Source organism: Streptomyces sp. NPDC054840, from assembly GCF_053611065.1.
Window position 1 is genome coordinate 22,117 of the sequence record NZ_JBSGZP010000009.1, and the last position, 10,338, is coordinate 32,454.

Consider the following 10,338-nt stretch of genomic DNA (forward strand, 5'->3'; position numbering starts at 1 on the left):
AGAGGCGGTGCGAAGAAGAGGGTCATGAAGGCGGCGATCTTCAACTCGCGGTACGAAGAACGGGACCCGCAGCCTGATCGAAGCGTTTCTGCTGACCACCAGAGAGACTGGCGAGGACTCGAGAGCCTAAGAGCTCGTAACAGGATCTTGGTGAGATCCCCTGGTCGGGCGTAACTGGTGTGATGATTCGGCCGTTCGTGAGTGTGTGAGTACTCGGCCGTGGATCGTGGACGACGAATTGTGGGCACTGATCGAGCCGCTGCTGCCGCCCTGGCCGACGAGGTCGCCAGGGCCTCGGCCGGTGGCAGACCGGTTGTGTCTGCAGGGCATCCTTTACGTCCTGCACAACGACATCGCCTGGAAACTCCTGCCTCCTGAGCTGGGCTTCGGCTCAGGGCAGACCTGCTGGCGGCGCCTGGAGCGGTGGCAGCAGGCCGGGGTCTTCGAACAGCTGCACCGGATCCTGCTCGCCGAGCTGAACGCAGCCGGCCGCCTCGACTGGTCCAGGGCCTGCGTGGACGGCTCCCACATCCGCGCGAAAAAGGGGGCGCCGACACCGGTCCGTCGCCGGTCGACCGGCGGAAGACGGGCAGCAGACACCATCTGATCTGCGACGGACGCGGCACCCCGCTCAAAGTCATCACCACCGCGGCGAACGTCAACGACGTCACCCAGACCCTCACTCTGGTCGACGGCATCCCGCCGGTGGCCGGCCGCCCCGGCCGTCCCCGCAGACGCCCGGACGCCCTGCTCGGCGACAAGGGCCACGACTCGCGGTGCTCGTGAGCGGGCCGCCCGTGCTTCGCGCGCCCCGATTCGCGCTCTGCTCCGACGTGGCGGGTCCGTGCAACGGTGGACGCGACCCGGGCCGGAATCCCTCATTCAGCCGCCGTGGAGGTGGCCGATCCGGTCCCGGGTGTGAGGCGGTCAAGGAAATGACACCACTTCAGCCTGTGTTCGTCGATTGGACGTCCCAGAACGATGAGCGGACCGAGGCAGTCGGAATCCTGGGCGGCGCTTCGGTGACGCTCACCGGGCCCCTGGGTGCCGCCTACCTGCACGAGGACTGGACGGAATTCGGGCTGGCGCACTTCACCCCACCGCTGCCCGCCTCGGACATGATCGAAATGGTCGGTCACTTCGAAGGCAGTGTGTTCGAGGTCAGGTTCCGCCTCCCGGTCAAGAATCCCGTCTTCCACCTGGGATCGCTCGCCTCCGAACTCGAGTTCCGGGACCTTGCGGCAGGTACGCGCGTCGACCGGCTCAGCGGCGACTATCATTTCGAGGTCGACGGCAACAAGGTCAGAGGCCAGGCCGCGGACCCTGTCGTGGGCCCCGACGGTACCCTCGGGCCCAGCGACTCCAACGGCAGCGTTCGCCTCCGCGGAACCTTCCCCTCCATCAGGTTCACCCTGACGCCGACCTACACCGCCGGCTCGCCCGACGGAGTACACCTCCAGATCGGCGGGACGCCGTTGCCGAACCCATCTCCAACCGAGACGGCTGCCGCCTGAGCCGAGCCCGGAGAGCTGCCTGACTCCGGGGGATCCAGCCAAGGTGAGCCCAAAAGCCACAACGTCTCGGTCCGGAACTGATCAGCGCGGGGCCGCGGTGTCCCGGCTGCGACGCGAGTTCGAAGGTCTCGACTTCAACCCCGGACACATGCCATGGGTCAGACGGGAGTCCGGGGGCGACCGTGACGCGCTGCGTCAGCTCGCCGAGGCCGTGCGCTCCTGCCACCGGCTGACCGGGGAGCCGTACTGGCACAGAGGGCGATCCGAACTGGTCGCGCTGTCCGCCCGTTGCGCGAACCTGGTCCTGGTGGGAGGCATCGATCTGCTACTGCGCTCGATGTGCGCACCACTGGTTCGCTGGCGTCCGCCGGTACTCGAAGCCCTCTACCCCGCGCCGAGTCGAGGTGCATCTCTGCGGGTAACCACCGCCTGGAGGCCGGTGCTCAGCCGGTCGTGTCGGGTGGGCCGGCAGCAGCGCCTCGGCGGCGTCGCACACGGTGCACGCTGTCGTGCCGGGTCGCGCGAGTGCGTCGAGCGGGCCATGGTGCCCAGTGGGTGCGCGCGGGCGGGGGCGTTCGGGCAGCCGTCGGCGTGGACGGTGGCCGGGCGTGGGCGGTCGAGCAGCCACGCTGACCGGGTCGGCGCCGACGTACGGGTACGGGGGTGGGCGGGGTGCGGCTGAGGCCGACCCCGGGCAGCGGGCGCAGCTGTGCGGCGGTGACCCATGTGCTGTACTCGGCCGGCTCGACCCCGCCCCCGGCGGCTCTCTGCCAGAGGGGGCGCCCATACGTTACATACAGTCCGGAGTCGAGCTGCTGTCGCTCGTAGAGCCGTACCCGCTCGATGGCCTGTCCGTCGGGGAGGACCAAGGTGATCGGGGTCGACGGAGAAGCATCGGGTGCGGTCAGGGGTGGGCCAGCAGCTCTTGCGGGGCCCGCTTGCAGCGAACGCAGAGCGGTGACGCCGGAGCGACGTACCGTGCGTAGGGAGATCCGCACCGGGCGCAGGGGCCGGTCTGGCTGGGAGCCCAGGCGGCACCTGCGGGCGGTCTGCTCGCTCATGCTGCTTCCTCACCTTCCGCTGGTGCGGAGGTGTGGGTGTGGGCGGCGCGTCGCAGCTCGACGCCGCCGGCCCGCTAGCTAGGCGGAGCCCGCCCCGTAGGGGTGGGTGCTTGATCAGTCGGCGCCTTTGGTCTCACCCGCGAAACGTATGTTCGATTTACTTAGCGAGGCGCCCCGCCCCGGTCATGGTCGGTGTCGGCGCGTGGGCACGCTTTGCGTAGCCTCGTGACCAGAAGGGCACCGACAGTCATTCCGCTACCGCTCCGGCGGTCGCGGCGCAAAGGGGTGCTGGATGTCGATGACGAGTCGGCGCGGTCTGCTGGCGAAATCTGCGGGAGCGGTGGCGGTCGCCCTCGTTCCCGGCTGCGGCGCGGCAGAGGTGGACACACCGCGGGAGCGGCCGCTCGCCACGGTCGACGGGCGTGTGGACTGGGCCGCCTTGAGGGCGCAGTTCCGCCTGGAGCCTGGATGGGCGAACCTGGCGTTGTTCTATCTGGCCTCGCATCCGAAGGTGGTGCGGGATGCGGTGGATCATTTGAGCGCACTGGTCGACGCCAACCCTCTCTCGGTGCCCGCGGGGCTGGCACTGCCCGATGGTCCTACCGGTTGGCCCCGGGTACGCCAGGCGCTCGCGGGCTATCTGGGAGGCCGGGCCGAGGACATCGCGGTGACGGCGAGCACGAGCATCGGGCTGGGCGTTTTCTACAACGGCGTCGTGACCCGTCCGGGACAGGAGTTCCTGTTGACGGAGCACGACCACATCGCCCATCGCACCGCCGCCCGGCTGGCCGCCGACAAGCATGGCAACACGCTACGGCTGGGCTCCTGGTTCGACGATCCGGCCACCGCGACGGCGGACGGCATCGCAGCGGCGGTCGGCGAGGCGATTCGCCCGAACACCAGAGTCGTGGGGATCACCTGGGTGCAATCGAGCACGGGGCTTCGGATGCCGGTGCGGGCGGTGGCCGAGGTGGTGCGACGGGCCAACGAAGGCCGCAGCCCTGCCGATCGGTGCCTGCTCGTTGTCGACGGCGTCCACGGGTTGGCGGCGATCGACGAGGATGCCGCCGGCCTGGGCGCGGACGTGGTGATCGCCGGAACGCATAAGTGGCTGTTCGGTCCAAGGGGAACGGGGCTGGTGTGGGTGGCGCCGGACGTCCTCGACCAGCTGCGGCCCACGTTCGTGAGCTTCATCAGCGGCGGGGGAGCAGTGCCCTTGTCGCCCGGCGGGTTTCTGGCGTTCGAGCACGCCTTCGCCCTGCCGGTGGCGGTGGCTCTACATGAGCAGCTGGGCCGAGAACGCGTTGCCGCCCGCATCACACAGCTGTCGACCCAGGTGAAGCAGGGACTGAGCCGGATCCCCGGGGTCACCGTGCACACCCCTGCCGACGCGAAGCTGTCGGCGGGCATCACCTGTTTCAGCGTGGCCGGACACACCCACCAGCAGGTCGTCGACCACGCAGCCACCCGCCGCGTGCGGCTGTCCACCTCGACCTACACCCGGATCGGTACTGCTGTTATCAACACGCCGGCCGAGATCGACACCGCCCTCAATAGCCTGGCCGACCTCACCCGCTGAGCCTGGCCCCCGACGCCGACCACTCCTCGACGTCGTCCTCGGTGAGAAGCCGCTGCTTTCCAGCTGGTTACTGGTGCTCGGCGCTGGTGTGATCCTCGTGCTGTGCGGTGGGGGCGGTCGTGGTGCTGTTGGTGGTGTGCAGGGTGAAGGCGGCGGTGCGGACGGTGCCTTGGTGCTTGAAGTCGAGGAAGAGGCGGTAGGCGCCCGGGGTGGGAGCGGTGGCCATGAAGGAGATGCCGGGGCCGGGCTTGGTGGTGCCGTCGCCGGGGTTGCCTTCGGGGTGGACGTGGAGGTAAGCGAGGTCGCCGGAACGCAGGGCGAGGAGGTGGCCGTAGGCGGCCGCGGCGCCCAGCTCGGCATTCTCATCAAGGGCCCGGAGGTCCTGGTGTCGACCCGCAAGGTCGACACCATCGTCCTGGACAAGACCGGCACCGTCACCACCGGCAAGATGACCCTCCTGGCCGTCCACACCGCCGCCGGCACGGACGAGACCGACGTGCTGCACCTGGCGGGCGCGCTGGAGCACGCATCCGAGCACCCCATCGCCCAAGCCGTCGCCACCGATGCCGCCGCCAAGATCGGTTCCCTGCCGACCCCGGAGGACTTCGCCAACCTGGCGGGACTCGGCGTCCAGGGATCGTCGAGGGCCACGCCGTCCTCGTCGGACGCGAGAAGCTCCTTGCCGAATGGGCCATCACCCTGCCTGCCGCCCTGAAGGAGGCCAAGGACCGGGCCGAGGCGGCCGGGCGGACCGTGATCGGCGGTGGCCTGGGACGGGAAAGCTCGCGCGGTCCTGGAGGTCGCCGACGCCGTCAAGGACACCAGTGCCGAAGCCATCAAGCGCCTCAAGGCCCTCGGGCTGACACCGATCCTGCTGACCGGCGACAATCAGGCCGTCGCCGAAGCGGTAGCCGCCGAGGTCGGCATCGAGCAGGTCATCGCCGAAGTCATGGCCGAGGACAAAGTCGACGTCATCAAGCGCCTCCAGGCCGAAGGCCGCTCGGTCGCCATGGTCGGCGACGGGGTCAACGACGCGGCCGCCCTCGCCCAGGTCGACCTGGGGCTGGCGATGGGCACTGGCGCCGACGCCGCGATCGAAGCAGGCGATCTGACCTGGTCCGCGGCGACCTGCGGGCGGCGGCCGACGCGATCCGCCTGTCCCGTAAGACGCTGGGCACCATCAAGTCCAACCTCTTCTGGGCCTTCGGCTACAACGTTGCTGCCCTACCCCTGGCCGCGGCCGAACTGCTCAACCCGATGATCGCCGGAGCCGCCATGGCGTTCTCCTCGGTCTTCGTCGTCGGAAACAGCCTGCGCCTGCGCTCGTTCCGCGCCGGCAGCTGAAACGCCCACCCCCGAGCGCCCCGCCCGGCAACCCGGGCGCCGCTGGCACATCCGGCGGCGCCAGCGGAATACATCACCGCCCCACGTCGTTACACATATACCCCCCGGGGGTATTTAATGAAGGGAAGGGATCGCGGCGCACGGCTACACCGCCAACAAGGACGACATCCTCAAGCGCCTGCGCCGCATCGAAGGACAGGTACGGGGCCTGCAGCGCCTGGTCGAGGAGGACACGTACTGCATCGACATCCTCACCCAGGTCAGCGCCACCACCAAGGCGCTGCAGTCCTTCGCCCTGACGATGATGGACGACCACCTCCAGTCCTGCGTGGCCGACGCCATCGCGCAGGGCGGCGATCAGGCCAAGGAGAAGATCGCCGAAGCGTCCTAGGCGATCGCCCGCATGGTCCGCTCCTGATCCACCACGGATCTGCCTCGGCCGGTCAGCGCGGCTTCGCCCCACTGCGGACGGCGGTGACCATCCATGAGGTGCTGCGCAGCCACACCGCCCCGTCCGCCCCGTAACGGCCGAGCGCATCGGTCAGCACCTGGCGCGCCTTCGTCTGCTGCTGCGGGGTGACCTGGCTGAGCAGGTGGCGTCCGGGGCCGGAGTCCAGCAGGAACGCCGCGGCGTCTTGCGCGTCGGTGCCCCACTTCCCCGGCACTTCGATGCGCTGTACGTCGACATCTGTGAACCCGCCCGCGGTGACCAGGGTGTGGATGCGGTCGGGGTCGGTGAGGGAAAACATGCCGGGGCCGTCGGCCTTGCCGAAGCCGCGGAGCGGCACGATGGCCTCCAGGGCGGCCAGCGCCTCGAGCCACTGGTTGGCCTCGGCTTCGGCCGCGCAGATGAAGGCCAGCCGGCCGCCGGGGCGCAGCGCGCGATGGAGGTTGGCGAACGCGGCGACGGGGTCGGCGAAGAAGGTCATGCCGTACCGGCTGATGACCGCATTGAAGCCGCCGGCGTCGAACGCGTGGACTTGCGCGTCGCCCTGGACGAAGGAGACGTTCTCCACCCGCTCCCGCGCGGCGCTCTCGCGGGCCTTCGCCAGCATCGGGCGGGACAGGTCCAGCCCCAGGGCGCGGCCCCGGTCGGCGCGCCGGGCCGCGAGGCGGGTGGTGAGGCCGGCCCCGCAGCCGATGTCCAGCACGGAGTCGGTTTCCGTGACGCCCGCAGCGTCTAGGAGGGGCTGGTTGAAGCCGTCGTTGACGGCGTCCCAGCGGTCCTGGCTGCGGGCCCACTGCTCTCCCTCGTATCCGTTCCACGCCTCGGCCTGGGCGGTGTTGGCGAAATGAGCCATGGGTGACTCCCTCCCGCCGGGGTGCAGCACGGCGCCCCGGCCCTAGTATGGGCAAGTGCCCAAATAGTATGGGCGGATGCCCATACCTGCAATGGGGTTGAGGGAAGGGGCGGTTGTGTCACCTCGTGGAGTGGCGATTCCGGATTTGCGCGAGCGGTTGTTCGCGGCTGCGGAGCGGGTGGTGGCCCGCGACGGCGCGGCGGCTTTGACCAGCCGCGCGATCACCGCGGAGGCGGACTGCGGTAAGGGCGTCCTGCACACGCATTTCACCGGCTTGGACGAGTTTGTCGCCGAGCTGCTCCTGGACCGGTTTGCGCGCAGCGCCCGCCAGGCCGAGTCGCTGGGGGCGAAGGTGGGCGAAGGCACGGTCGCCGGCAACCTCCAGGAAGTCGTCCTCGACCTGCTGGAGGCGCTGCCGGCGGCGGTGGTGGGGCTGGCGATGACTCGTCCAGCAGCCGCACTGCACACCCGGGAGGGGTTCCGGTCCGGCGCGCCGGCCTTCGATGCGATCCAGCACGCCTTCACCGCCTACCTGCAGGCCGAGCAGCGCGGCGGCCGGCTGGCCGCCGACGCTGACACCGCCACCATCGCGCTCGCGCTGGTCGGTACGGTTCACCACCTGCTGATGACACGCGTTCCCGGACAGGGAGAGGACGTGGAGGCGACCACGCGGCGGCTGCTGGCCGTTCTGCTCGGCGGCGCCGGGCAGCCGCCGGCGGCGTAGCCCTCGGGCCGAGAGCCTGGCGCCGCCGTCCTGGCCCTGGCGGCCCCTGCCGGATGCGAGTCCGACAGGCGGGTTGATGCCGGCGGACGGGCAGGTCAGTGTCCTGTGTTGTCGTGGTCCGCGCGGTGGACGGTGGTCCAGGTCCGACCGCCGTCCTTGGACTCGTGGACGGCGTCACTGGTGTCGGCGGCCAGGAGATGGGTGGGGCTGGCCGCAGTCAGTACGGCCGGCCGTGCACCTTTGGGAAGGCGGCCGCGCTCGGTCCAGGACGTGCCGTCGCTGCCGGTCATGATCCTCGGCGCCGCAGCCGTCACCGCCGGACTCGCGCTCACCGTCTTCACCGTGGTCCGTGCCCCCAAGACCGGCTGGGGAACAGCGCAGACGCTCGCAGGCGCCGCCCTGCTGGTCGTGTTCGTCCTCATCCAGCGGTCCGCGAAGTCGCCGCTGATGCCGCTCGGCATCTGGCGCACCCCCCGGCCTCGGCGTCTCCAACCTGGCGATGGCCCTGCTGGGAGCGGCCTGGATCCCGATGTGGTACTTCCTCAACCTCTACCTTCAGCAGGCCCTGGGCTACGGCGCCTTCGCCTCGGGCGCAGCTCTGCTGCCGATGACCGGCCTGCTGATGGTCTTCATGACCACTGCCAGTGCCCGCCTGCTCGGCCGCTTCGGGCCCAAGCCGCTCATCGCCGGCGGCCTGCTGGTCCTGGCCGCTGGCCTGGTGTGGCTGTTGGCCGCCCGCCCCACCGGCAGCTTCCTCGTCGACGTCCTGCCCGCCTCGCTGGTGGCAGCCCTGGGCATGGCGCTCGCTGGGACGGACAAATTCGCACTGCCATCCAGGTAGACGGTCGGCTTGGTGACGCCCCGAGGCCGCCTCGCGGGTTTGAGTCCGGTGCCGCGACTGACGAACCTGGCGAAGAGTCGTGTCTTACCGGCTCGAGGCGCGGCCAACAGCCCCCGCTACGTCCTACTTCTCCTCCGGCTCCCAGGCGCGGAGCAGGTCGAGCAGCCCTGCGTCTCCGTCAACGTGCAAGGAGTCGGCTTGGATCCGGTCGTACAGGTACAGGACCAGCTCACTGGCCGTGCCGTGGACGGAGGCGCCGGCTGCGTCCGAGTCTTCGCCGGTCGCGGCGGAGGGCGCGGCGATGCGGGTGGTGCGTGCGCCGTCGCCGTCGACGGTGAGGCGCCAGGAGCGGCCTTCGGCGGTGTGGAAGTCGAAGGCCGTGGGCTTGTGCGGCCAGGCACTCGGCGTTGCGCAGACGGTGAGCAGGAACTCCTCCACACCGTCGAGTGCCAGCTCGACCGGCAGCGGCTGCGGGGCGCCCCCGGCGAGCTGGGCGTCGTAGGTGTGCACCGCGGTCTCCTGGACCCGGTGCCGGGCGGTGCCGCCGGCGGTCTGCGGTGACTGCGACGCGGGCCACCACGTCCAGCAACCGCTCTCCGGTCCCGCCGCGCGCAGGGTGCCCAGCAGAAGCTGCGTCGACGCGTCCAGCCAGGCCAGCAGGGCCTCACGCTCCTGCGGCACTTCCAGCGCGGCGCGCGCGGCGACGGCCTCGGCCGGGGGAGCGTCGGCAGACCCCGCGCCGACGATGGCGGCCCAGAAACGGTCTCCCCCACCCAGGTGCTTCACCAGATCGAACAGCGTCCACCCGGGGCAGGTCGGCACCTGCGCGTCGAGACCGGGCGCGGCGGCGACCACGGCGCGGAAGGCGGTCGACCGTTCATCGATCAGTCGCAACAGGTCAGAGAACTCAAGATTCTTTTCCACGCCGGATGTCTATCACCGTGCTCCGGTGATCGGACAGCGATTTTCACAGTCGCCGCCGGTTGGCCATTGCGGACGACCTCGCCTCCCACCGCTCGGGTGACAAGCCGCGCACTGCTGCGAGGACGCTGGTGGCGGCGGTACGCCAGGCGTCGTGCCTGTGGGTGCTCTGGCCTCGCCGTGCGACCGGGCACCTCGGCGACGTGACGTCCACCCGGTGCGCGCGGTCATGCTGCCGCTCGATGTGATGGACGCAGAGGTCACGACGGCGGGGGAGGACCGGTCGGGTCGGGAGTTCAGGTGACTCCCGTTCGACCAGCACTCCTCAAGTTCGGAACAACAACAGCCACTTACGCCCTCGGCACTCCGTCCGGGGACGCGACCGGGAGGGCGGTCCGTAAGAGGCCCCGATGGAGGATCCAAGAAACCTCTTGCGTATACCCCCTGGGGGTATACATTGGACATGTGGGCCCGCGGGTACGGGGTCACACTGGACGGGATTGGGGATGACGGTCATGGAACACGGCGCACACCACACCACCACTGCCCACGACCACGCCGCGCACCAGGCGCACGCAGGTCACGCCGGGCATCAGATGGGCGGAGTGACGTGGGGGGCCGCGGCGAAGGCGACGCTGCACTGCCTGACCGGATGCGCCATCGGTGAGATCCTCGGCATGGTCATCGGCACCGCCCTGATGTGGGGAAACGTCCAGACGATGATCCTGGCGATCACCCTGGCGTTCCTCTTCGGCTACTCCTTCACCCTGTTCGCGGTCCGCAAGGCCGGCCTGGACTGGAAGAGCGCGATCAAGGTGGCGCTGGCCGCCGACACCGTCTCGATCGCGGTGATGGAGCTCGTCGACAACGGCATCATCGCCCTGACCCCGGGAGCGATGGACGCCCACCTCTCGGACGCGCTGTTCTGGACGGCCCTGCTGGGTGGCTTCGCCGTGGCCTTCGTGATCACGACGCCGGTGAACAAGTGGATGATCGGCCGCGGCAAGGGCCATGCCGTCGTCCACGCCTACCACTGACCACCCCAGCCGCAGG

At 70.0% G+C, this 10,338-nt stretch carries 8 protein-coding genes and 4 pseudogenes; 8 read left to right on the plus strand and 4 right to left on the minus strand.

Features of this window, described 5'->3' with window-relative positions; translation table 11 throughout:
• Positions 1 to 160: 160 nt before the first annotated feature.
• The 3 genes and pseudogenes from ACWGIU_RS01735 to ACWGIU_RS01745 form a co-directional block, all read left to right on the plus strand.
• Positions 161 to 771 (plus strand): annotated as a pseudogene (locus ACWGIU_RS01735) (IS5 family transposase); the annotation flags it as partial.
• 251 nt (positions 772 to 1,022) lie between these two features.
• Entirely contained in the window at positions 1,023 to 1,514 is a 492-nt protein-coding gene (locus ACWGIU_RS01740; RefSeq protein WP_453701719.1) for a hypothetical protein, read from the plus strand.
• Positions 1,515 to 2,867: 1,353 nt separating this feature from the next.
• Positions 2,868 to 4,154: an aminotransferase class V-fold PLP-dependent enzyme gene (locus ACWGIU_RS01745; RefSeq protein ID WP_453701720.1), complete on the plus strand. Its 1,287-nt coding sequence runs from the start codon at positions 2,868 to 2,870 to the stop codon at positions 4,152 to 4,154.
• Positions 4,155 to 4,221: 67 nt separating this feature from the next.
• On the opposite strand, the pseudogene ACWGIU_RS01750 reads toward ACWGIU_RS01745, so the two are convergent.
• A pseudogene (locus ACWGIU_RS01750) lies at positions 4,222 to 4,491 on the minus strand (hypothetical protein); the annotation flags it as partial.
• 111 nt (positions 4,492 to 4,602) lie between these two features.
• On the opposite strand from ACWGIU_RS01750, the pseudogene ACWGIU_RS01755 reads away from it, so the two are divergent.
• Both ACWGIU_RS01755 and ACWGIU_RS01760 read left to right on the plus strand, forming a co-directional pair.
• Positions 4,603 to 5,415: pseudogene (locus ACWGIU_RS01755) on the plus strand (HAD-IC family P-type ATPase).
• 213 nt (positions 5,416 to 5,628) lie between these two features.
• Positions 5,629 to 5,889 (plus strand): metal-sensitive transcriptional regulator, encoded by a 261-nt coding sequence (locus ACWGIU_RS01760; protein ID WP_453701726.1) that lies wholly within the window; start codon positions 5,629 to 5,631, stop codon positions 5,887 to 5,889.
• 52 nt (positions 5,890 to 5,941) lie between these two features.
• Here the strand turns inward: ACWGIU_RS01760 and ACWGIU_RS01765 are convergent, their stop codons facing one another.
• Positions 5,942 to 6,799, minus strand: a complete 858-nt coding sequence (locus ACWGIU_RS01765) for a class I SAM-dependent methyltransferase (protein ID WP_453701721.1) — start codon at positions 6,797 to 6,799, stop codon at positions 5,942 to 5,944.
• A 115-nt stretch (positions 6,800 to 6,914) separates the two neighbouring features.
• Here ACWGIU_RS01765 and ACWGIU_RS01770 point away from each other — a divergent pair, with 115 nt between their 5' ends.
• Positions 6,915 to 7,523 carry a TetR family transcriptional regulator gene (locus ACWGIU_RS01770; RefSeq protein WP_453701722.1) on the plus strand — a complete coding sequence of 203 codons (609 nt, stop codon included), beginning with the start codon at positions 6,915 to 6,917 and terminating at the stop codon, positions 7,521 to 7,523.
• Between the two features lie 95 nt (positions 7,524 to 7,618).
• Here the strand turns inward: ACWGIU_RS01770 and ACWGIU_RS01775 are convergent, their stop codons facing one another.
• Positions 7,619 to 7,855 (minus strand): hypothetical protein, encoded by a 237-nt coding sequence (locus ACWGIU_RS01775; protein WP_453701727.1) that lies wholly within the window; start codon positions 7,853 to 7,855, stop codon positions 7,619 to 7,621.
• On the opposite strand from ACWGIU_RS01775, the pseudogene ACWGIU_RS01780 reads away from it, so the two are divergent.
• Positions 7,818 to 8,331, plus strand: a pseudogene (locus ACWGIU_RS01780) (MFS transporter); the annotation flags it as partial. The gene ACWGIU_RS01775 and the pseudogene ACWGIU_RS01780 overlap by 38 nt on opposite strands.
• Positions 8,332 to 8,487: 156 nt before the next feature.
• Here ACWGIU_RS01780 and ACWGIU_RS01785 read toward each other — a convergent pair.
• On the minus strand, positions 8,488 to 9,288 hold the full coding sequence (locus ACWGIU_RS01785) for a maleylpyruvate isomerase family mycothiol-dependent enzyme (RefSeq protein WP_453701723.1): 801 nt from the start codon (positions 9,286 to 9,288) through the stop codon (positions 8,488 to 8,490).
• Positions 9,289 to 9,800: 512 nt separating this feature from the next.
• Here ACWGIU_RS01785 and ACWGIU_RS01790 point away from each other — a divergent pair.
• The gene (locus tag ACWGIU_RS01790) at positions 9,801 to 10,322 is read left to right on the plus strand and encodes a DUF4396 domain-containing protein (protein WP_453701724.1); all 522 of its coding nucleotides are present in this window, start codon (positions 9,801 to 9,803) and stop codon (positions 10,320 to 10,322) included.
• Positions 10,323 to 10,338: the final 16 nt, after the last annotated feature.

Bases quoted from the DNA above. Each gene is read 5' to 3' on its own strand.
- ACWGIU_RS01745 (WP_453701720.1), top strand. From the start codon at position 2,868: ATGTCGATGACGAGTCGGCGCGGTCTGCTGGCGAAATCTGCGGGAGCG.
- ACWGIU_RS01765 (WP_453701721.1), bottom strand. From the start codon at position 6,799: ATGGCTCATTTCGCCAACACCGCCCAGGCCGAGGCGTGGAACGGATAC.
- ACWGIU_RS01790 (WP_453701724.1), top strand. From the start codon at position 9,801: ATGGAACACGGCGCACACCACACCACCACTGCCCACGACCACGCCGCG.